General features: G+C 60.5%; 19 protein-coding genes. 3 read left to right on the forward strand and 16 right to left on the reverse strand.

Features of this window, described 5'->3' with window-relative positions:
• Positions 1 to 242: 242 nt before the first annotated feature.
• The 4 genes from JZX88_RS18605 to JZX88_RS18620 form a co-directional block, all read right to left on the reverse strand.
• Positions 243 to 1,556 (reverse strand): sugar ABC transporter substrate-binding protein, encoded by a 1,314-nt coding sequence (locus tag JZX88_RS18605; protein WP_113083493.1) that lies wholly within the window; start codon positions 1,554 to 1,556, stop codon positions 243 to 245.
• Between the two features lie 144 nt (positions 1,557 to 1,700).
• Entirely contained in the window at positions 1,701 to 2,654 is a 954-nt protein-coding gene (locus JZX88_RS18610) for a sugar-binding transcriptional regulator (protein WP_206914391.1), read from the reverse strand.
• A 264-nt stretch (positions 2,655 to 2,918) separates the two neighbouring features.
• On the reverse strand, positions 2,919 to 4,769 hold the full coding sequence (locus tag JZX88_RS18615) for an ABC transporter ATP-binding protein (protein WP_142859068.1): 1,851 nt from the start codon (positions 4,767 to 4,769) through the stop codon (positions 2,919 to 2,921).
• A gap of 48 nt (positions 4,770 to 4,817) precedes the next feature.
• Positions 4,818 to 5,981, reverse strand: a complete 1,164-nt coding sequence (locus JZX88_RS18620; protein ID WP_110758383.1) for a M20 aminoacylase family protein — start codon at positions 5,979 to 5,981, stop codon at positions 4,818 to 4,820.
• Positions 5,982 to 6,286: 305 nt separating this feature from the next.
• Between JZX88_RS18620 and JZX88_RS18625 the strand changes: the two genes are divergently transcribed.
• The 3 genes from JZX88_RS18625 (at position 6,287) to JZX88_RS18635 (ending at position 10,060) form a co-directional block, all read left to right on the forward strand.
• Complete coding sequence (locus JZX88_RS18625) at positions 6,287 to 7,996, forward strand: peptide ABC transporter substrate-binding protein (protein ID WP_206914392.1); 1,710 nt, start codon at positions 6,287 to 6,289, stop codon at positions 7,994 to 7,996.
• 140 nt (positions 7,997 to 8,136) lie between these two features.
• On the forward strand, positions 8,137 to 9,147 hold the full coding sequence (locus tag JZX88_RS18630) for an ABC transporter permease (RefSeq protein WP_174032583.1): 1,011 nt from the start codon (positions 8,137 to 8,139) through the stop codon (positions 9,145 to 9,147).
• Positions 9,140 to 10,060: an ABC transporter permease gene (locus JZX88_RS18635; RefSeq protein WP_142842834.1), complete on the forward strand. Its 921-nt coding sequence runs from the start codon at positions 9,140 to 9,142 to the stop codon at positions 10,058 to 10,060. Before JZX88_RS18630 ends, JZX88_RS18635 begins: the two co-directional genes overlap by 8 nt.
• Before the next feature lie 164 nt (positions 10,061 to 10,224).
• On the opposite strand, the gene JZX88_RS18640 is transcribed toward JZX88_RS18635, so the two are convergent.
• The 12 genes from JZX88_RS18640 to JZX88_RS18695 all read right to left on the reverse strand — a co-directional run bounded on the left by JZX88_RS18640 (position 10,225) and on the right by JZX88_RS18695 (position 22,841).
• Positions 10,225 to 10,575 carry a ribbon-helix-helix domain-containing protein gene (locus tag JZX88_RS18640; protein ID WP_206914393.1) on the reverse strand — a complete coding sequence of 117 codons (351 nt, stop codon included), beginning with the start codon at positions 10,573 to 10,575 and terminating at the stop codon, positions 10,225 to 10,227.
• Positions 10,576 to 10,645: 70 nt separating this feature from the next.
• A complete protein-coding gene (locus JZX88_RS18645; protein ID WP_206914394.1) occupies positions 10,646 to 11,212 on the reverse strand; it encodes a DJ-1/PfpI family protein in 567 nt (188 codons plus the stop codon).
• Between the two features lie 97 nt (positions 11,213 to 11,309).
• Positions 11,310 to 12,707: an amidase gene (locus JZX88_RS18650; protein ID WP_206914395.1), complete on the reverse strand. Its 1,398-nt coding sequence runs from the start codon at positions 12,705 to 12,707 to the stop codon at positions 11,310 to 11,312.
• A 53-nt stretch (positions 12,708 to 12,760) separates the two neighbouring features.
• A complete protein-coding gene (locus tag JZX88_RS18655; protein WP_206914396.1) occupies positions 12,761 to 13,582 on the reverse strand; it encodes an ABC transporter permease in 822 nt (273 codons plus the stop codon).
• Positions 13,579 to 14,529 (reverse strand): ABC transporter permease, encoded by a 951-nt coding sequence (locus JZX88_RS18660; protein WP_206914397.1) that lies wholly within the window; start codon positions 14,527 to 14,529, stop codon positions 13,579 to 13,581. Before JZX88_RS18660 ends, JZX88_RS18655 begins: the two co-directional genes overlap by 4 nt.
• Before the next feature lie 194 nt (positions 14,530 to 14,723).
• Complete coding sequence (locus tag JZX88_RS18665; RefSeq protein WP_206914398.1) at positions 14,724 to 16,259, reverse strand: ABC transporter substrate-binding protein; 1,536 nt, start codon at positions 16,257 to 16,259, stop codon at positions 14,724 to 14,726.
• A gap of 182 nt (positions 16,260 to 16,441) precedes the next feature.
• Entirely contained in the window at positions 16,442 to 17,344 is a 903-nt protein-coding gene (locus JZX88_RS18670; protein ID WP_065117717.1) for a LysR substrate-binding domain-containing protein, read from the reverse strand.
• Positions 17,345 to 17,606: 262 nt separating this feature from the next.
• Positions 17,607 to 18,356, reverse strand: a complete 750-nt coding sequence (locus JZX88_RS18675) for an ABC transporter ATP-binding protein (protein WP_065117718.1) — start codon at positions 18,354 to 18,356, stop codon at positions 17,607 to 17,609.
• Entirely contained in the window at positions 18,353 to 19,189 is an 837-nt protein-coding gene (locus JZX88_RS18680; RefSeq protein ID WP_206914399.1) for an ABC transporter ATP-binding protein, read from the reverse strand. Before JZX88_RS18680 ends, JZX88_RS18675 begins: the two co-directional genes overlap by 4 nt.
• Positions 19,186 to 20,118, reverse strand: a complete 933-nt coding sequence (locus tag JZX88_RS18685; RefSeq protein ID WP_110758399.1) for an ABC transporter permease — start codon at positions 20,116 to 20,118, stop codon at positions 19,186 to 19,188. The genes JZX88_RS18680 and JZX88_RS18685 overlap by 4 nt, the downstream gene beginning before the upstream one ends.
• Positions 20,115 to 21,182 (reverse strand): ABC transporter permease, encoded by a 1,068-nt coding sequence (locus JZX88_RS18690; RefSeq protein WP_065117721.1) that lies wholly within the window; start codon positions 21,180 to 21,182, stop codon positions 20,115 to 20,117. Before JZX88_RS18690 ends, JZX88_RS18685 begins: the two co-directional genes overlap by 4 nt.
• Before the next feature lie 18 nt (positions 21,183 to 21,200).
• A complete protein-coding gene (locus JZX88_RS18695) occupies positions 21,201 to 22,841 on the reverse strand; it encodes an ABC transporter substrate-binding protein (protein WP_065117722.1) in 1,641 nt (546 codons plus the stop codon).
• Positions 22,842 to 22,847: the final 6 nt, after the last annotated feature.

Consider the following 22,847-nt stretch of genomic DNA (forward strand, 5'->3'; position numbering starts at 1 on the left):
TCATCCACACCAGCAATAACAGCACCGATGGCGCAAGCATCACCCGCGCCAGACCGCTCGTGTTTCGAGTTGCCATTGCACTCACCTCCCCTTGGGTACAGGCGTCACGACATGCGCCCGGCATATCCGGAAGAACCGACTCATTCTTATTTTGATTTGAAAGGCATTAGAGCCGCCTGGCGGCTTCCGACCCGGAGTGTTCGCTGCCCGGCACGGGAGCCGGACAGCGATCTTCGGGAGGATTACTTGATGTAACCGGCGCGGGTCATTTCACGCGTCGCAGTCGACTGGGCGCCCGCAAGCGCATCATCAACGCTGGACTGACCGGCAACGACCGCCGAGAACAGCTGACCGACAGTGGTGCCGAGCGCCTGGAATTCAGGGATCGCCACAAACTGACCGCCGGTGTAAGGCACGGGCTTTACAGTCGGCTTGGTAATGTCGGCAGCATCCATGGCGGCAAGCGTCGGCTTGGCGAAGGCTGCGGCCTTTTCATAGTCGGCGTTCTTGTAAAGCGAGGTGCGGGTGCCCGGAGGCACGTTTGCCCAGCCTTCCTTGGAAGCGACGAGCGTGGTGTAGTCCTTGCTGGTTGCCCAGGCGATGAACTTCTCGGCAGCTTCCGCCTTCTGCGAGCTCTTCGGGATGGCAAGGTTCCAGGACCACAACCAGTTGCCGTGGTTCTTCAGTTCGCCATGCGTCGGGAAGAGCGCATAACCGACCTTGTCGGCAACGGTCGAATCCTTCGGGTTTGACACGAAGGAGGCAGCGACCGTGGCATCGATCCACATGCCGCATTTGCCCTGCTGGAACAGCGTCAGGTTTTCGTTGAAGCCGTTGGAGGAAGCGCCCGACGGACCGGCATCCTTCATCAGATCGACATAGAACTGCAACGCGCTCTTCCATTCCGGCTGATCGAACTGCGGTTTCCAGTTCTCATCGAACCAGCGGCCACCGAAGGAGTTGGTGAGCGCGCTGATGAACGCCATGTTTTCGCCCCAGCCGGCCTTGCCGCGCAGGCACATGCCGTTGATATCGGCCTTGCGGTCGGTAATCTTGCGGGCGGCGTCGCCGATGAATTCCCAGGTCGGGTTCTCAGGCATCTTCAGGCCGGCTTTTTCAAACAGGTCCTTGCGATACATGATCATGGCGGATTCGCCGTAGAAGGGTGCTGCGTAAAGCTTGCCCTCGGCGGAAAGACCGCCACGGATGGCCGGCAGGATGTCATCGACATCGTATTTGTCGCCGAGCTTTTCGAGTGGCAGCAGCCAGCCCTGCTTGGCCCAGATCGGCACTTCGTAGTTACCGATGGTCATGATGTCGTATTGGCCGCCATTGGTGGCGATATCGGTCGTCACGCGCTCGCGCAGGACGTTTTCCTCAAGCGTTACCCATTCGACCTTGATGTCCGGGTTCTTTGCCGTGAAGTCGGAGGTCAGCCCCTGCATGCGGATCATATCGCCGTTGTTGACGGTGGCGATGGTCAGCGTTTCAGCGGAAGCAAGGGTGGTAAAGGCGAGGGCCGAGCATGCGCCCAGCAAAATGGTCTTCAATGTCATATCTTCCTCCCAGAAGAAAAATGATGAGCATTCGCTTTGCTCTGGGGCATTTACTCACCTCACGAGCAAAAAAGTCAAGCGACATCCTGTGCTGCGACGCACATGGAAAAATCAACCGACTGATTTTATTGGATTAATTTTTGCTCAATGGGTGAGCAAAAATTCGCTCGTCACTTCATCGGTGATGAGGCCGTTCAGCAGACCACCCCTCAGCGCCGCCAGAATCGAGGCGTGCTTGCGGACACCCTGCGCCATGCCGATGACCGTGCAGGTGTCTCTTGAAGGGATGGGAACGGAGGCGACCCGCTCGTTGACGGAGTGCTCAAGAATGCGGCCATTGGCATCATACATCCAGCCGCAGATCTCGCCGACTGCACCGCTGGCCATCAGGGCCTTCATCTCATCGACACCCAGAAAACCATCGACGCAGAGCGGCGCGTTTTCGCCGAGTTCACCGACCCCGACAAAGGTGACATTGGCGGCGGACCCCAGCGCCAGCGTGGAGCGCACCATGGACTGGTCGTGCAGCAATTCGCGCTCTTCCGCAGAAGAACACAGGACCGGCAGCGGCATCGGAAAATGCCGGGCCTTGATGGCATCGGCCATGCTGAAGATGACGTTATAATAGGCGGCCGATCCATCCGGGCCGATATTGCCCGTCAGCGACACGATACGGTGCTGCGGGCATTCCATCGGCGGCAGCTGGTCGACAGCGGCCTTCAAGGTACGGCCGGTGCCAATGGCGAGCACGATGGGATCGGCATTTTTCAGCCAGCGCTCGATCTCCGCCGCCCCGGCCTCGGCAATGCCGACGGTCGAGGAGACGCCGGCAGGATCGCTCGGCACCACCTCGATATATCTAAGGTCGAATTTCTCTTTCAGACGTTCGGCTTTTTCCAGACACGCGGCGATGGGGTGATCGAGCCGGACCTTGATCAGCCGCTCGGCCACGGCGAGCGACACCAGCCGCTGTGCCGACTGCCGGGAAATACCCATGGCGGCGGCGATCTCATCCTGTGTGCGGCCGGCGACATAATAAAGCCAGCCGGCACGGGCCGCATCGTCCAGCCGTCCATGTGCGTCGTTTCGTCTGGCCATGCCGCTGCCCTCTCAGAATTATGCTTGAGCATTTGCTGGCATTTTTTTGCGGCGGCTGTCAAACGGCGGATGAGGAACGGTGGATCAGTGACTGACGGCTTATACGTCCGTGTCGTTATTTTTCCGTCATTCCGGCCTTGAGCCGGAATCCAGCCACGGCGCGTCTGCGCCGTGAGAAGAGTCTTTCGCGATCAAGGACTTGATCGCGCTGGACCCCGGATCAAGTCCGGGGTGACGATGCTGGGTTTATGCCCGTACCCTCAATCACGCCGCTTCCTGCACCAGATGCCCAGCTGAAACCTCGCGGTAATGGCGCTGCGGCGGCACATAATCCACCGGTCGGATCGGGCTTTTGATCTCGTCGGTCGCCATATTGCGCCGGATCTGCCGCCGCGCCGGGTCCGGCACCGGAACGGCGGACATCAGCTTTTTCGTATAGGGATGCTGCGGATTGTCGAAAACCGCCGCACGCGGGCCGATCTCGACGATCTCGCCAAGATACATCACCGCCACACGATGACTGACGCGCTCCACCACCGCCATATCATGGCTGATGAACAGGAAAGCGAGGTTGAGGCTCTGTTGCAGGTCGAGCAGCAGGTTGCAGACCTGCGCCTTGATCGAGACATCGAGCGCAGAGACCGCCTCGTCGGCGACGATGACCTTGGGATCGAGCATCAGCGAGCGGGCAATGGCGATGCGCTGGCGCTGGCCGCCGGAGAACTCATGCGGAAAACGCCGCATCATATCCGGGTTGAGACCAACCTTTTCCATCAGGTCTGCCGCCTTTTCGCGCGCCTGCTGCTTGGTTCCTAGGCGATGCTCGATAAAGGGTTCCATGATCGCCGTGCCGATGCTCATGCGCGGATCGAGCGATGCGAAGGGGTCCTGAAAGATCATCTGCACGCTGCGGCGCATGGTGCGCAGCGTCGTCTTGTCGAGCTTCAGCACCTCGTAACCGTCAAGCATGACATTGCCGGATGTCGGTTCGATCAGCCGGGTGATCGACCGCCCCGTCGTGGATTTGCCGCAACCGGATTCACCGACCAGCGACAGCGTCTCGCCCTCGGCCAGATCGAAGGAGACTTTTTCCACCGCATGTACGGCGCCGGATTTACGGCCGAAAAGACCGGAGCGGATATCGAAACGGGTCGTCAGGTCCCTGACCGAGAGAATGGGCGTGCGGCCGCCGGAAACAGTGTCCTTGACCTCGACCACAGGCTGGCTCTCGCCGGTCTTGATATCGATGATCGGGAAACGCGCCGGGAGCGCCCTTTCCTTCATCGAACCGAGCTTCGGCACCGCCGAAAGCAAAGCACGCGTATAGGGATGGTGGCCGCGATGGAAGATATCGTCGGTGGTGCCGGTTTCCACGACATCACCACGGAACATGACGATGGTACGGTCCGCCACTTCCGCCACCACACCCATATCATGGGTGATGAACAGGACCGACATGCCCTCCTCTTCCTGCAATTGCTTGATGAGGTCGAGAATCTGGCCCTGGATGGTCACATCCAGCGCCGTTGTGGGCTCGTCGGCGATCAGCAGCTTCGGTTTGGAGGCGAGCGCCATGGCGATCATCACGCGCTGGCGCATGCCGCCTGAAAACTGGTGCGGATAATCGTCGAAACGGTTCTTCGCATTGGGAATACGAACCTTCTCCAGCAGACGGATGACCTCAGCCTTGGCGGCCGACGAGGAAATATCCTGATGCACGGTCAACGCTTCGGCGATCTGCTTGCCGATCGGGAAGATCGGATTGAGGCTAGTCATCGGTTCCTGGAAGATCATCGAAATGTCCTTGCCGCGAACCTTGCGCATCTCTTCTTCCGGCAGCGCCAGCAGGTCGCGCCCGCCGAGCATGACCTTGCCTTCGATGCGGCTCGTCTTTTTATCGAGCAGGCGCATGATGGAGAGCGAGGTGACGCTTTTGCCCGAGCCGCTCTCACCGACGATCGCCACCGTTTCGCGCGGCGCGATCTCGAAACTCATATTGCGGACCACGGATTTCCAGCCGCCATCGACGCGGAAGGATGTGGTGAGATTCTGAACCGATAAAACCGGGCTGACTGAACCGCCGGTCTGTTCCATTGATGTCGCCGCCAAAAGCATGCCGATCTCCTGAAAAGCAGAAGGCGGCCACGAGGGCCGCCGGATGTCTTACGCAGCAAGTGCCTTTTCGGCCATCGAAACCCAGTAGCTGATGCCGTAAGGCAGCGCATCGTCGTTGAAATCATAGGCCGCATTATGCAGCCCGGCGGTATCGCCATTGCCGATGAAGATGAAGGCGCCGGGGCGGGCTTCCAGCATGTAGGAGAAATCCTCGGCACCCATATGCGGGTTGGGATTGGTGTTGACGGCGTTCGCACCCGCCACGCCCATGGCCACGCCGGTCGCAAATTCAGTCTCATCACTGTGGTTGAAGGTGACGGGATAACCGCGATGATATTTCACCTCTACGGTCGCGCCATGCGCCATGGCGGTGGCGGTCGCCACTTCCTTCAGGCGCTTTTCGGCGAAATCGCGGGTTTCCGGCAGCAAAGTGCGCACCGTTCCCGTCAGCGTCACCGCACCGGGAATGACATTGACGGCTGTGCCGCCATGGGTGGTGGCGACGGTGACGACCAGCGATTTCAGCGGGTCCGTCTCCCGCGAGACGATGGATTGCAAAGCGATGATGACATGCGCCGAGGTCAGCACCGGATCGATGGAGAGATGCGGGGCGGCCGCATGGCTGCCCTTGCCGGTGATGACGATCTCGAAACTATCCGCCGCCGCCATGGTCGAACCCTTGCGGATGGCGAATTGCCCGACGGGAATGCCCGGCTCGTTATGCATGCCATAGACCTGCGAGATGCCGAATTTCTCCATCATGCCGTCATTCAACATGGCGAGCGCACCCGCACCGCCCTCTTCGGCGGGTTGGAAGATCACGGCCACGGAACCCTTGAAATTGCGGGTCTCGGCCAGATATTGCGCCGCACCCAGAAGCATGGCGGTGTGCCCGTCATGGCCACAGGAATGGGCCTTGCCCGGCGTCTTCGAAGCCCAGGGCTTGCCGCTGGTCTCGAGGATCGGCAGCGCATCCATGTCGGAGCGGAAACCGATGGTCGGGCCATCGCCATGGCGGCCCTTGATGATGCCGACCACACCGGTCTTGCCGATGCCGGTCTCGACTGCGTCGCAGCCGAAGGATTTCAGTTTTTCGGCTACGAATTTCGATGTTTCGTAGACATCGTAGAGCAGTTCCGGGTGTTCATGCAGATGGCGCCTCCAGCCGGCAACTTCTTCCTGCATTTCAGCCACACGGTTCAATATCGGCATTCTCTTTTTCCCTTTTTTGTTCCCCGCCGGGTTGTCGGACGCCATATTGCGTCTGGAATTTCTCGTTTTGCAAGCATGAATTTTGCTGCATGAGCGAAAAATAGGCCGAAAGCCGAATGGCTCAAATTTTGTTCATCAATAAGAGTTTGGGGCTTGCTTTTCAAAAAAACTGACAATAGCATCATCTGGAATGGAGGAGTATTCCTTAGCAAAGTCAAATACTTATAATAAAAGACCTTGCATATGACGACAGGAAAAGCGTCAAACATTCAAACAGATAAAATCCAAAAAGGGGAAAAACCACGATGAAGAAGCGCAGCGTTCTCTTTGCCAGCACGGTGGCGGCCATGGCTCTCGCAGGCTCTGCCGCCCATGCCGAGCGCGGCAGTGACGGCGAACTGAAAATCCTGTTCTGGCAGGCCGTATCGACACTTAACCCTTACCTTTCCGCTGGCACGAAGGAAGTCTACAGCTCGTCCATGGTGATTGAGCCGCTGGCGCGTTACGACGAAAAGGGCGAACTGGTGCCGATGCTGGTCACCGAAATTCCGACGATCGACAATGGCGGCGTCGCGAAGGATCTGCTCAGCATGACCTGGAAGCTGAAAAGCGACGTGAAATGGTCGGATGGCACACCGTTCACCGCCGAGGACGTCATTTTCACCTGGAAATATTGCCTCGCACCGGATGGCGGCTGCGCACAGGCGGCGCAATATGAGGGCGTAAAAAATGTCGAGGCCGTCGACGCCCACACCGTCAAGATCAGCTTCACCGAACCGAAACCTTACCCCTATTCCGCATTCGTCGGCGCACAGTCGCCGGTCATCCAGAAGAAGCAGTTTGAAAACTGCGTCGGCGCTGCCGCACCCGGCTGCACATCCGCCAATTTCGGTCCCATCGGCACCGGCCCCTTCGTGGTCAAGGATTTCAAGCCGAATGACGTGATCAGCTTCGTCGCCAACACCAATTATCGCGACCCCGCCAAGCCGGCCTTCGCCACGGCGACCCTGAAGGGCGGCGGCGATGCCGCTTCCGCCGCGCGCGCCGTGCTGGAAACCGGCGAATTCGACTATGCCTGGAACATGCAGGTGGAGCCGGAAATCCTCGCCACCATGGTGGCCGCCGGCAAGGGTAAGCTGGAAACCGCCTTCGGCACCCAGGTCGAGCGTATCAATCTCAACTGGTACAATCCCGATCCTTCGCTGGGCGACAAGCGCTCCACCAAGCAGGGCGGCCCGCACCCGGCCCTTTCCGATCCCGCCGTGCGCCGTGCATTGTCGCTCGCCATCGACCGCGATATCATCGACGAAGCGGGTTATGGCGAAGCGGGCAAGCCGACCTGCAACATCGTGCCGGCTCCGGAAGCCTTCGCTTCCACCAAGAATGACAGCTGGTGCCTGAAGCAGGATGTGGAAGGCGCAAACAAGCTGCTGGACGATGCCGGCTGGGTGAAGGGTGGCGATGGCATCCGCGCCAAGGATGGCGTGAAGCTCTCTTTCCTCTACCAGACCTCCACCAACTCGGTTCGCCAGGCCACACAGGAACTGGTGAAGGACATGTGGTCGCAGATCGGCGTTGCCTCCGAACTGCGCAATGTCAGCGCCTCGGTCTTCTTCGGCGGCGATCCGGCAAGCCCGGATACCTTCCAGAAGTTCTATGCCGACGTCGAAATGTACACCAACAACTTCGACGGCACGGACCCGGAAAAATATCTGGCGGAGTGGCTGTGCGACAAAATCCCGGCCCCTGAAAATGGCTGGCAGGGCCAGAACATTCCGCGTTATTGCAACCCGGAATTCGACAAGCTGGTGGGTGACCTCTCCAAGACCGCCGACCTTGCCAAGCGCGGAGAGATTTCCAAGCAGCTCAATGACATGCTGACGGAGGAAGGTGCGCATATTCCACTCATCCACCGCGGCAGCGTTTCCTCGCATTCGCTGACGCTGGAAGGCGTTCGCATGAATGCCTGGGATTCGGAACTCTGGAACGTCGCGGACTGGTCCCGCAAGAAGTAACACGCAGATGCGCCGGCCTCTTTGCAAGGGGCCGGCCTTCTGCATGCCCCTGGACCATGATCTGAAGACACATTTGCCGCGCCAAGGCGAAAACGTTCCCAATTTTCGTCCGGCCGCGCTCTGGGTCTGGAGAGTTTCAGATGTTTACCTTTACGCTCCGGCGGCTTGCCTTTGCCGTACCGACGTTGCTCGTCATCAGCTTCGTCATCTTCGCGCTGCTCGATCTTGCGCCTAACGACCCGACCGGCGACCTGCCGCTGACCATACCGCCTGAAGTGCGCGAGCAGATCCGCGCCTCGCTTGGCCTCGACCAGCCCTTCTTCATCCGTTACCTGATGTGGCTGCAGCAGTTCTTCATCAACGAACCTTTGAACCTCTTCGAAAAGCTGACCGGCTGGCAGATCGGCGATGGCAGCCGCATGCGGGTGCTTTCCTGGGCCACCCGCAGCCCGGTGGTTGATCTCGTCATTCAGCGCATGCCGCAGACGCTGTGGGTGGTGGGCCTCGCCTATCTCTTCGGCGCGTTGCTGGCGATCCCGATCGGCGTCATCTCCGCCTATAAGCAATATTCGATCTTCGACCAGATCGGCACCTTCGTTTCCATGGTCGGTTATTCGGTTCCGACCTTCTTCACCGGCGTGCTGCTGGTCGTCATCTTCAGCTCCTATCTGCAATGGTTCCCTTCTGTTTACGACACCAATCTGAGGGTCTCGGACTGGGCAAGCTTCGTGGCGCAGGTGAAGCAGATGTTTCTGCCGGTGCTGGTGCTGACGCTCTACAATGTCTCGCAGATCAGCCGCTTCGTGCGCGCCTCCATGCTCGATAATCTGCATCAGGATTATGTGCGCACCGCGCGGGCAAAAGGCGTGAAGGAAAAATCCGTCCTGCTCGTCCATGTGCTGCGCAACAGCCTGATCCCTGTTGTGACCGTGATTGCACTCGGCGTGCCGACCATCTTTTCCGGCGCCATCATCACCGAGCAAATCTTCCGCGTGAACGGGCTTGGCCAATTGCTGATAACAGCGGTTCAGGGCGCGGATATTCCGCTGGTGCAGACGCTGACCTTCATTTTCGCGGTGCTGATCGTGCTCTTCAACCTGATTGCCGACGTGTTGTACGGCATTCTCGACCCGAGGATCCGCTATGACTGACGCCACCATCGCAGCGCCGACGGTTGCGGCCACCCCCACGCAATCCGCCCTTGCCGATATCTGGAAACAGTTCCGCGTTCACAAGGGCGGGGTGGCCGGGCTCTTCGTCTTCGTCTTCATCCTGCTTGCGGTCTATGTCGGCCCCTATATCCACACCGTCGCGCCGAACGCCATCAATGTGAAGGAACGCAACCAGTGGCCATCGCTTGCGCATCCCTTCGGCACCGACAATCTCGGCAAGGACATGCTGGCGCAGGTGCTGGCCGGCGGGCGCATCTCGCTTGCCGTCGGCATCACCGCCATGCTGCTGGCGCTGTTTCTCGGCACGCTGGTGGGGGTGCTGTCAGGTTATTTCCGCAGGCTCGACGGGCCGCTGATGCGGCTGACCGACCTGTTCCTCGCCCTGCCACTTCTGCCGCTGCTGCTCGTCATCCTGATGCTGTTTCGCGATACCTTGCGCGCGGCCTTCGGTCCGGAAACCGGCATCTTCATCCTGATCGTCTTCGTGATCGGGATAACCAGCTGGATGCACACCGCCCGTATCGTGCGCGGCGATGTGCTGACGATCAAAAGCCAGGAATTCATCATGGCGGCGAAATCGAGCGGCATGCGCGAATATCGCATCATTCTGAGGCACATCCTGCCGAATGTGCTGAGTTCGATCATGGTCTCGGCCACGCTCGGTATTGCCGCCGCCATCATCACGGAATCGGCGCTCTCCTTCCTCGGTCTCGGCTTCCCCTCCGACTTTCCGACCTGGGGACGGCTGCTGTTCGATGGTGCCAACTTCCTGCAACTGACGCCGTCACGTGTGTTGTGGCCGGGGCTGGCGATTTCACTGACGGTTCTGAGTGTGAATTACATCGGCGATGCGGTGCGCGATGCGCTCGATCCGCGGGCGCTGAAGAGCTGAGTGCTCCCCTTCCCTCATCCCTGTGCTTGTCACAGGGATCCAGCCAGCCCAAGTCCTTGGGCTGAAAGGACTCTCCCCGTCGCGCAGACGCGCGTCGGCTGGATTCCTGTGACAAGCACAGGAATGAGGTGGAGGGTATCGCGGCACAAAGAGTGGGATGCGCCCTAGTGGTAATTCACCTTCTCCGCATCGAGAATACTGTCCGCATCCAGCGCCGCAATCGGAATATCCGCCCGCGCCGGAATATCGCCGGAAAGCTGCAGCGCGAGATACCGCCCGCAACAGACCCGCAGGAACGAGGTGAAATTACCGAGGTCGTGCCCGGCATCAATCGATTCATTATAAAGCTTGGCGATGAGCTGCACGCTGTTCATGCCATCGCGGCGCGCGATCTCGTCCAGCGTCGTCCAGAAGAAGTTCTCAAGCCGCACACTTGTTACCATGCCGTCGATCCTGAGCGACCGCGTATGGCTTTCCCAAAGCGTGGGGTCTGCCTTGATGAAAAGCTTGCACATGGTTTCCTCCCTCACCACGCCTGAAAGATAGGCGGAAAACGGGGCCGGAAAAAGCCCCGTTTCGCGAGCCTTATTTGCCGAGCACGGCCATGAATTGCGAAAGCCAGGCCGGATGCGCCGGCCATGCGGGCGCCGTCACCAGCTTGCCATCGGTAACGGCCGCATCGATGGCGATATCGGCATAGTTGCCGCCCGCAAGCTCGACCTCGGGACGGCAGGCGGGATAGGCCGAGCAGGTGCGTCCCTTCAACACACCGGCAGCCGCCAGCAATTGCGCACCGTGGCAGACGGCGGCCACCGGCTTGTCGGCCTCGAAGAAATGTTTCACCGCCGAGAGCACATCCGCATTGAGCCGCAGATATTCCGGCGCGCGGCCGCCGGGAATGACCAGCGCATCGTAATCGGCAACCTTTATATCGGCGAAGGTAGCGTTGAGCGCGAAATTATGGCCACGTTTTTCCGAATAGGTCTGGTCGCCCTCGAAATCATGAATAGCAGTGGCAATGGTCTGGCCCGCCTTCTTGCCGGGGCAGACGGCATGAACCGTGTGGCCGACAGCGAGCAGCGTCTGAAACGGCACCATGGTCTCATAATCCTCGGCGAAATCGCCGGTGATCATCAAAATCTTCTTCGGCATGTCTGCTCCTCCCGTTTTCGAATGCCTTTGGGCACCCTAACAGGCAGGATCGAGATGCGGGTATTATGGCAATACTACATGGCCGATAAAGATGGGATCAGCCGGCCTGCGGTGGCTTCGGCCAGCGCCGCACACCACCGCTCCAGTCCTCGAAGGCCCTGGACAGTTTGAGCACGAACAGATCCTCGTAACGGGGACCGACGATCTGCAGGCCGATCGGCATGCCGGATGTCGAAAAGCCGCAATTGATCGAGGATGCCGGCTGTTCCGACATGTTCCACGGCACCGTGAAAGCGATATGTTCAAAGGGTCGCGAGGGGTCATTGGTGGGCGAGGCCCAGTCGGCCGGGTAGGAGACGATGGGATTGGTGGGCGAGATAACCGCATCCACTGTCTGCATCAGCCGCCCGCAGGTCTTGCGCATTTCCATCGTCTGATTGAAACCGAAGACCGCACGGGAACCGCTAACCTCCGCTCCTTTCTCCGCCCATTCAAGGATATAGGGGAGGATCACCGCACGGCGCTCATCGCTCAACGCCGCCATATCGCCCCAGAACTTCGCCCGCCAGAAATCATCCAGCCCGTCCAGCATCTCGCGCGTCAACACTGGCTCAACCGGAATGACGATAGCGCCGGCCGCCTCGAACAGTTTCGCGGCGGAAAGCACGGCATCTCGTACCTCTTCATCCAGCGGCAGGCCGCAGCCGGCATCCAGCATCAGGCCGATCCTCAAACCCTTCACATCGATATCGAGGTCCATCCAGTCTATATTGTTCGGCGGCAGTGATGTGCCGTCGCGCCAGTCGGGCAGCGAAAGCGTCGCCATGGCATAGGCGGCATCAACAACGGTGCGGGTCATCGGCCCGGCGCAGCGGCCGGTATAATAGGGATCGACCGGGATGCGGCCCTGGCTCGGCTTGAAGCCGAAGAGCCCGGTCCACCCGGCCGGGAGCCGCACCGAGCCGCCAATATCCGTGCCGATATGCAGCGTACCATAACCCGCAGCGCCTGCTGAAGCCGCGCCAGCGCTGGAGCCGCCGGGGTTCTGGGTGGGGTCCCACGGGTTGCGGCTGAGCTTGTGGAAGCTGGAAAGGCCTGACGATAACATGCCGTAATCCGGGCAGGTCGTCTTGGCATAGAGGATCGCGCCATCTTCCCGGCATCGGGCTGCCACCGGCGCGTCTTCAGCCGCAGGCACCAGTTCCACCGCCTTTGTGCCAAGGGGCACCGGGTGGCCCTTCGTGGCGATGAGTTCCTTCAGCGAGACCGGAATTCCATCGAGGGCCCCGAGCGTTTCGCCTTTTTGCCAACGTTCCGTCGAGGCCAGCGCCTGCCTGCGAGCATCTTCCGGATCATAGGCGTAAAGCGCGTTCACCACCGGTTCGAAAGCATCGATGCGCACTTCCACGGCCTGCCAATATTCCGATGGCGAGAGTTTCCTCTCCCGGTAAAGCGCCAGAATTTCGAGCGTGTTGAGGTCTATGAGATCGGTCATGGCATCGTCTCGTCAGAAAAACAGGAAATAGGGGCGATATCGGCTTGAAACGGTCAGCTGGTATCGCGCGGGTCGAGCAGGTCACGCAGGCCATCGCCGAGAAGATTGAGGCCGAAGACGGCAAGCGCAATTGCAAGGCCGGGCATGATGGCAAGCCAGGGTGCCGCGCCAAGGTAGGTCTGGGCATCGGCGAGCATTCGCCCCCAGGTGGCGGCGGGTGGCGGCATGCCGAGACCGAGGAATGAAAGGCCCGCTTCCGTCAATATCGCAAGACCGAGCTGGATCGTCACCTGCACGATGATCTGGTTGGAAATATTCGGCACGATATGGAAAAGCGTGATCTTGGCGCGGTTCTGGCCGATGCTGGTGGCGGCGGTTATGTATTCCCGCGCCCATATCTGCAGTGCGGCCCCCAGCGTCAGCCGCGCAAACACCGGCACCATGAAGGTGGCGATGGCAATGATGGCGGTGAAGCGCCCCGTGCCGATGAAAGCGCCGAGCATCATGGCCGAAAGGATGGGCGGCACGGCGAAGATGATATCGCAGACGCGCATGACCACGGTTTCGGTGACACCACGCAGGGCCGCAACCGCAACGCCAATCGCCGTGCCGACAGACGCGCCGATGGCGACGGCGGCGATGGCGGTGGAGAGTGAATTCCACGCGCCGGCCATCAGCATGGACAGCACATCGCGGCCAAAATGATCCGTGCCGAGACCGCCATAAACGAATGGCGATTTCAGCTTCTGGACGATCTGCATCTTGGTCGGCGAAACCGGCGTCCAGACCAGCGACAGAAGGGCAAGGGCAACGAGGAAGGCGGTGACGGCGATGCCGACGACGAAGGCCGGGCGGCGGCGGATAAATCGCATCATCGCGCACCTGCCCGCAGTCTCGGATCGATGAAGAGATAGGCGATGTCGACCACGAAATTCATGATGATGACCAGCGCCGAGAAGAACAGCACGACAGATTGCATGACGACGATGTCGCGCTGGGTCAGCGCCTGATAGGCAAGCCGCCCGAGGCCAGGCAGGTTGAAGACATTCTCGACAAGCACCGCGCCGGCAATCAGAAAGGTGAATTGCAGGCCGATCATGGTGACAACGGGGATCATCGCATTCGGAACCGCATGCCGCCACAGCGCCACCCGCTCGCTCAGGCCCTTGGCGCGGGCGGTGCGCACGAAATCCTCATTCATCACTTCCAGCACGGCGGAACGGCAGACACGGGTGAGAACCCCGGCCTGCGACAGCGCCAGGGCGATTGCCGGCAGCACCAGCGCCACAAGCCCTGCCGAAAAGCTCGGCGTCCAGCCGGGAAAACCACCTGATGGCATCCAGCCGAGCGTGGTGGAAAAAACGATGATGAGCAGCAGCCCGACCCAGAAGCCCGGCACGGCAATGCCCACATGCGAAAACAGCCCGGCCGCAAAATCCAGCGCCCCGTTGCGGTTCCGCGCCGCCGCCACGCCGAGAGGAATGGCAATGGCAACGGACAGGCAAACCGCAAGCAGGGCGAGCGGCAGGGTAACGGCCAGCCGCTCGACAATCAGGCCCGCCACGGGCACGCCATAGGTATAGGATTGCCCGAGATCACCCCGGAAGACACCGGCCAGCCAGTGGAGGTAACGCAGCGGCAGCGGCTGATCGAGGCCCATCTGCTTCTGCAGGGCAGCCAGCGTATCGGGGCTTGCCGAAGTGCCGAGCATGATGGCGGCCGGATCGCCCGGCAGCAGGCCCATGACGACATAGATGATGAGGGAAACGGCAAACAGCGTGATGACGAGACTGACGAGACGCCGGATGAAGACGGCTAACATCTGGCATCTTCTCCTTGCTTCGTTTCACCTGCGGTCGAGCGTCCAGTTATCCTTCTTCCGTCATTCCGGCCCTGAGCCGGAATCCAGCCGACGCGCGTCTGCGCGGCGGAGAGAACCCTTTCAGCCCAAGGGCTTGGGCTGGCTGGATGCCGGACCTGATCCTGCATGACGGAAGAAACGGCTATCGACAAACGTCACTCTTCCCAATGCACATCTGTCAGCACATTCGAGGGAATGGGCTCGTTTTCCCACAGCCCCTTCACCTTCCTGTCCCAGACGCCAAGCTTCGGCATCACGAACAGAAAGAGAGCCGGCACATCTTCGGCGAGGATTTTCTGGGCGTCACCATAAAGCTTTTCCTGCTCCCCGGCATCCGCCGTCTTTTCGACGCTGGCGATGACCTCATTGAAGGTCGGGTTCCTGTAGTTGAAATAATAGGGATCGCGCGAATAGATATCGATATCCATCGGCTCGGCATGGGCGACGATGGTCATGTCGTAATCCGCACCCTTCAGAACATCCGCCACCCATTTGGCCGGAAATTCGGTGGTCTCGATGGTCATCGTCACACCGATTTCTGCCAGCATCGCCTGCAGGATCTGCGAGGTGCGCTGGGCATAGGCCATCTGCGGCGCCTTGATGGTGAAGCTGAAACCATCAGCATAACCCGCTTCGGCAAGCAGCGCCCTCGCCTTGTCGACATCGTAAGGGTGCACCCCTGTCGTATCGATGTAACCGCGGTCATTCGGGGTGTAATGGCTGCCGATGGCCGTGCCGAAGCCGGACCATGCACCTTCGATGACAGTGCCACGATCCACCGCCATCATCAGCGCCTGTCGCACGCGCTTGTCGTCAAAGGGTTTGCGGGCATTGTTCATGCCGGCCACGACCTTCAGCTCGGTATTGCCGACGAAGGTGCCGAGGCGCTTGTCGCCATCGAAGGAGGTCATCAGTTCCGGCGCGCCGAATTCCGGGAAGGCATCGATATCGCCGGATTTCAGGGCCGCCGCCTGCGCCTGCGGATCGGACACGAAGCGGAAGGTCGCCCTGTCGAGTTTCACCGCCACGGCCTTGTCCCAATAGGCGGTGTTCTTTTCCAGTTCCACCTTGTCGCCCTTGGCCCAGTTCACGAATTTGAACGGGCCGGTGCCCACAGGCGTGGTACGGTTACCCTCAGCGCTTTTCGGCGCCACCATCACGGAGGCAGGCCAGCCGAGCCAGTAAAGAAGGCTGCCGGCCGGCTGCTTCAGCTTCAGCACCAGCGTTGCGGCATCCGGCGTCTCGATACTGTCGATGGCGGCGAAGAAACGTTTCTGCGGATTGACCGAGCTTTCACCGCGCGCCCGATCCAGCGAAAATTTGGCCACGGCGGAATCGAAAGCCTCGCCATCGTGGAAGGTGACGCCCTTGCGCAGCTTGAATGTGTAGGTCTTGCCGTCAGGCGCAATTTCCCAGCTTTCGGCAAGCTGCGGCTTCACCTTGCCGTCGCGGTCGATCGTCACCAGGCCTTCAAAGACATTCTGCCAGGTTACCTGGCCGATGGCGACGGGAGCGGCAATGGTCGGATCGAGACCGGCCGGCTCAACGGCCATGCCAAGCGTCAGCGCGTTTTTCGGCGCGGCCTCGGCAACCGTTGCCGAAAGCGGCAGCCAGAGCGCCGTGCCCAATGCGAGGGTCAGCGCGGTGCGGCGCGAAAGCGTTGCCGCCTGCGAAAGATAAGTGCGTGGCATCCTTAGTCCCCTGTCTGGCGGCCGGGGCATTTTTGCCCTTCCGAAGACCACCCGTTGCAAAAAGAGTGTCATGTTGCAGGCGCACACACAATCTCGATTTTTGTGTGCTCCGTGTAGCTGAAATGGCTACACGGAAATGCAGATGGAAATCAACCTTCCGGGCAGATCGCCAGCCGTCTCGCTTACCCCGCCGTCGCCTCGCGCATGAAGCGCTCGATGAAATCGGCAAGCTTTGAAGCAGCGAAGGACAATTGCCGATCCGGGGCAACACAGAGATCGATCTGGGTGTGGATACCCTTCTTGCCGGCCAGCGGAACGGCGACCATCTGGCCGCTGCGGATTTCCCGCGCCACCGAAAGCGCCGGCAACAGCGTGGCGGCGGCATGGCCCAGCACCAGCTCCTTCAGCATTTCCAGAGAGCTGGTGATGAAGACGGGATCAAGCTCGATGCCGGCATCGGCAAACAGCGTGTCGAATGCCTGCCGCGCGGCAAAACTCTTGTCCGGCAGGGCAAGCGGCAGCCCGGCCAGTTCCTTCAGAGAGACTTCCGGTTGGGCGGCGAGCGCGTGACCGGCCGGGAAGATGACATCATAGCTGATGCGGGTGCGCGAACGCACCTTCACACCCGAAAGCTTCGGCGCGAACAGGCTGACGACCAGATCGGCCTCCGCCGCGCCCAATGCCTCCATCGCCTGCCGGGCGCTGGTAATATGCACCTCGAAACGCAGTTTTGGGTATTTCAGGCTGAACTGCGCCAGCACCGGCGCCAGAAGGTTGGCCACCGTCGCGCCATTGGCATAGACCGTGACGCGGCCGCGCTGCAGCCCTTTCAGGTCATCGATCAGCTGGTGAACATGGTCGAGTTCGCGCAGCGTCTTGCCGGCGCGGGCAGCGAGCAGTTCACCTGCCGCCGTCAACTTCACGCCACGGCTGGATCGCTCCACCAGTGGCGAGCCGAAATAATATTCGAGATTTTCGATCTGCCGGCTGACCGCCGTTGGCGCCACATTCAGGTTTTCCGCCGCGGCGCGCATGGAATTGGTGCGGACCAGTTCGTCGAAATACATCAATGCGCGCAGTTGCATGGGGTGGAGACCTTGTTCGGGTGGGCCGGTGTGGCGGGCCAGCATATCATCGTGGCGGCGCGAGAGAATACTTCACCCGGAAAGATCGCTTGTGAAAGCAAAGCTCGCCGCTTGTTTCTTCTCCCCGCCGGGGAGAAGGTGGCGCGCAGCGACGGATGAGGGGGCGACGGTGGAGAGATGCGGAGAGCTTGTCCCCTCATCCGCCCCGTTCGGGGCATCTTCTCCCACCGGGGAGAAAAAACGGGCGGCAGCGTCGCACTCCTCAAGCGCGTTTGAAACCCTCGCTCGCCACCAGCAGCTGCCTTGTATAATCCGCGCTGAACTCGCGGCTTTCCAGCGCTTCCGCCTCCAGCATTTCCACCACCTTGCCGCTTTTCATCACCGCGAGCCGATCACACATATGGCTGATGACGCCGAGATCGTGGCTGACCATGACGAAGGTAAGGTTACGGTCCTTGCGGGCCTGTTCCAGAAGGTTGAGGATTTCGGCCTGAATAGAGGCGTCAAGCGCCGAGGTCGGTTCGTCCAGCAGCAGGATTTTCGGCTCGACGATCAGCGCACGCGCAATGGCGATGCGCTGGCGCTGGCCACCGGAAAGCTGGTGCGAATAGCGGAAGCGGAAGCCGGAACCGAGGCCCACCTCGTCCAGCGCCCGGGCAATGCGCTGCTCGCGATTGTCGAGACCGTGGATGACCAGCGGCTCAAGCAGCAGCGCATCCACCGTCTGGCGCGGGTGAAGGGAACCATAGGGGTCCTGAAACACCATCTGCACGTCGCTATAGAAGCTCTTGTCCCGGCGCTTGCCGGCATAGGAGCGTCCGGCCACCGTCAAGGAGCCTTCATCGAAATGGTTGAGGCCGGCAATGGCGCGCAGCAGCGTCGATTTGCCGGAACCGGACTCGCCGACAATACCGAAAGATTCGCCCTCGGCCACATCGATGCTGACGCTGTCGAGCGCGATGTAACCGTCGAAATCCACCACCATGTCGCGGACGGAAAGAACTGAACTCATGCGCGCCACTCCGGCTTGCGTTCCAGAACCGGCAGCGGATGCCGGTGGCCACCGATTTCCGGCAGGCAGTTCAGCAGGCCCTGCGTATAGGGGTGTTTGGCTTCCTTCAGATTGGCGGAAGACAGCTCCTCCACCACCTTGCCGGCATACATGACAAGAACACGGTCGCAGAAGGAGGAGACGAGCCTGAGATCGTGACTGACGAAGATCAGCCCCATGCCACGGTCGCGCACCAGCTTGTCGAGAATATCGAGTACTTCCAGCTGAACCGTCACGTCGAGCGCCGAAGTCGGTTCGTCGGCGATCAGCAACTCCGGGCCGCAGACCAGCATCATGGCAATCATGACGCGCTGGCCCATGCCGCCGGACACCTCGTGCGGGTAAAGATCGAACACGCGTTCCGGGTCGCGGATCTGCACGGCCTCAAGCATCACTAGCGTGCGCTGGCGCGCCTCGCCGCTGCCGATCTTTTCGTGGGTCCGCAAGGTTTCCATGATCTGGCGGCCGATGGTCATCACCGGGTTCAGCGAATATTTCGGGTCCTGCAGGATCATGGCCATGCGCTTGCCGCGCATGATCCGCCGTTCCTTTGCAGACGCCTTGAGCAGATCGATATCACCGAAGCGCAGCGCATCCGCCTCGATGCGTGCGCTTTTCGGGGTCAGCCCCATGATGGCGCGGCCCGTCTGCGACTTGCCTGAGCCGGATTCACCAACGATACCGAGGCGTTCGCGCCCAAGCGTGAACGAAACGCCGCGCACCGCCTCCACCAGCCCGGTGCGGGTGGGGAAAGACACGCGGAGATTCTGAACGGTCAGAAGCGGCACACTCATTGGCCCGCCTCCTTGGGGTCCAGCGCATCGCGCAGACCGTCGCCCAGCAGGTTGAAACCGAGGCTGACGATGAGGATCGCCACGCCCGGCATGGCCGCAACCCACCATTGATCGAGGATGAAGCGGCGGCCCGACGCGATCATCGCCCCCCATTCCGGCAGCGGCGGTTGGGCGCCAAGACCGAGGAAACCGAGACCGGCAGCGGTGAGGATGATGCCCGCCATATCCAGCGTCACACGCACGATGAGCGACGACAGGCAGAGCGGCATGACGTGTTTCAAGACGATGCGGAAGGGCGACGCGCCCATGAGCTTGACCGCAGCGATGAAATCGGAATTGCGGAAGGTCATGGTTTCGGCGCGGGCGATGCGCGCATAGGGCGGCCATGAGGTGAGCGCGATGGCGAGCACCGCATTCTCGATGCCCGGCCCGAGTGCTGCGACCAGCGCCAGCGCCAGAACGAGCTTCGGAAAGGCAAGGAAGATATCGGTGATCCGCATCAGGACCGCATCCACCCAGCCGCCGGCATAACCGGAAACCGTGCCGACGATGAGGCCGACGGGCGCTGCGATGATGGCGACCAAAAGCACCACGAACAGCGTCAGCCGCGAACCGTGGATGAGGCGCGAGAGAATATCGCGGCCCTGATCGTCAGTGCCGAGCAGGTAACCTTCCGTGCCGGGCGGCAAAAGCCGCGCATTGCGCAGGTCGCCCTGCACAGGGTTATGCGGGGCCAGCACATCGGCAAACAGCGCAACGAACAGCAGCGCGATGATGATGGCCAGCCCAAGCAGCGCCAGCCGGTTTTCCGAAAACCGCCGCCAGATGACATAAGCGCGGCCAAGCCGTGCCTGCTTGCGCGAGGCCGGTCGGTCGGAGAGCAGCCATTCGCGGCTATAGGGTTTGATCGTATCTGTCGAAATCGTCATCGGCTGCGCGTCCTTGGATCGAGCGTCCGGTAAAGCAGATCGGAGAAGAGATTGATGCCGACGAAAATGGCGCCGATCACGATCGTGCCGCCGAGAACGGCATTCATATCCGCATTCTGCAGGGAATTGGTGATGTAGAGGCCGAGCCCCGGCCAGGCGAAGATGGTTTCGGTCAACACCGAACCTTCGAGCAGACCGGCATAGGAGAGCGCAATCACGGTCACCAGCGGCACGGCGGCATTACGCAGCGCGTGGAACCAGATGATGCGGGTTTCCGAAAGCCCCTTGGCGCGGGCCGCGACGATATATTCCTGGGCGAGCTCGTTCAGCATGAAGGAGCGCGTCATGCGGCTGATATAGGCCAGCGAAAAATAACCGAGCAGAGAGGCGGGCAGGATGATGTGGCGGAAGAGATCCCACAACACGTCCCATTGCCGCTGCCAGATCGCATCGATCAGGAAGAAACCCGTGACCGGCGTGAAAGTGAATTCATAGACGATATCCATGCGGCCGGGATAAGCGACCCATTGCAGCCGAGCGTAAAAGACGAGCAGCGCGAGCAGGCCGAGCCAGAAGATCGGCACGGAATAGCCGATGAGGCCGATGACGCGCACGATCTGGTCGGCGATGCTGCCGCGCTTGACGGCGGCAAGCACGCCGAGCGGAATGCCGAAGACGGCGCCGATGACCGTGCCGATCGTGGCAAGCTCGATCGTTGCCGGAAACACCCGCTTGATGTCCTCCATGACAGGATTGGTGGTGAGGACGGAGGTGCCGAAATCGCCCGAAAGCGCCTGTTTCAGATAAAGGAAAAACTGCTGCCATAGCGGCAGGTTGAGGCCGAGCTGCTCACGCACCCGCTCGACCACATGTGCGGGCGCACGGTCACCGACGATCGCCAGTGCGGGATCGATCGGCACGACGCGGCCAATGAAAAATGTGACCGCCATCAGCCCCAGAAAGGTGGTGATGACGGTGACGGCGAAGCCGAGAACGGCTTTCACGCGGGCATTGGCACGGCGTTTGCCGTGCCTCGCCCTGCTGTTTGCTTCAACCATGCTCAAGAGACCGATCCTTCCGGATCATTCCTTGGAGATGGTGTAGACGTAGTTGGTGTCGAAGCTCGGGCCGAGCTTCAGGCCCTTCAGCTTGGCGGAATATCCGGCCACTTCGGTCTGCTGGAAGATGATGACGAAGGGACCCTTTGCCAGAACTTCCTTCTGCAGGTTTTCATAGATGGCGGCACGCTTGGCGTTGTCCTTCTCCAAAAGTGCCGACTGGGTTTCCTTGGTCAGATCAGGAACGTCCCAGGCATTGCGCCATGCGAGCGTCTTGTTCTTGCCCTCATCGGAATTGTCGTAGTTGATGGTGAAGGTTTCCGCATTCGAGTTCGGGTCGAAATAGTCCGAACCCCACTGACCGATGTAGATATCATGGGTGCGGGCGCGGTATTTGGTCAGCGTCTGCTTGCCGTCACCCGGAATGATTTCCAGCTTGATGCCGGCCTGCGCCAGCGTCTGCTGCACGCTTTCGGCAATGCCGGTCACCGGCTGGGTGTTGCGCACATCCATGGTCACGGTGAAGCCGTCCTTCAGTCCGGCCTTTTCGAGAAGCTCCTTCGCCTTGGCGACGTCGAGCTTGTAGGGGTTCTCGTCAAGCGCGCCGAGCTGGCCCTTCGGCAGGAAGGTCTGGTGGATTTCGCCGATACCCTTGATGATCGTCGCGCCGATGGCGTCATAGTCGACCAAATATTTGAACGCCTCGATGACCTCTGGCTTCTTCAGGTTCTCGTTCTTCTGGTTGAGGCTGAAGTAATAGACCGTGCCCTTGGGCGCGGAGGTGACGGCAAGGCCTTCCTTCTTGGAAACGGCTTCCATGTCACCCGGCTCGAGGTTACGGGCAACATCGATATCGCCGTTTTCAAGCGCCAGGCGCTGGCCGGAGCTTTCCTTCATGTGGCGATAGACGACGCGCTTCAGCTTCGGCTTCTCACCGTAATAATTCGGATTGGCTTCGAGGATGACGGCCTCGTTGGCCTTCCAGCCAAGAATCTTGTAGGGGCCGGAACCGGCATAACCGGTCTTCAGGAACTCGTTGCCGAAATCCGTGTCGTATTTGTAATCGGCGCTCGGCGTGACCGACTTCGCCTTTTCGGTGATGAGCTTCTTGTCGACCACCGAAGCAACGGTGGCGGTGAGCACGTTCAGCACGAAGCTCGGCGCATAGGGCTTGTCGACCGTCAGCACGAAGGTGTGTTCGTCGGCAGCCTTGGCCTTTTCGTTGACGTTGTCACCGCTGAGGCCGAACTGCGTCAGCAGGAATGCCGGCGACTTGTCGAGCTTCACCGCCCGCTCGAAGGAGAAGGCCACGTCTTCAGCCGTGACCGGGTTGCCGGAGGCGAATTTAAGACCGGATTTCAGCTTGAACGTATAGGTCAGGCCATCCTCGGAGGTCGTCCAGCTCTCCGCCAGATCACCGGTCACCTTGGAAGTGTCGTTGAGATCGATGGAGACGAGCTTGCTATAGGTATTGCCGGTAACTTCGGCGGCAGACAGCTCGAAAGCCTCGCCCGGATCGAGCGTGATGATGTCATCGATGGCGAAACCTTCGACCAGCGTATCGGCCGGGGTGGCAGCGAAAGCGTGCGGCGCCGACAGCATCATCAGCGACAAGGCGGCGCTGGTGCTGAGGATACGCATGGATTTGTTGAGCGATTTGATCATAGGATC

Source organism: Agrobacterium sp. OT33, from assembly GCF_017313365.1.
Lineage (GTDB): Bacteria > Pseudomonadota > Alphaproteobacteria > Rhizobiales > Rhizobiaceae > Agrobacterium > Agrobacterium rhizogenes_A.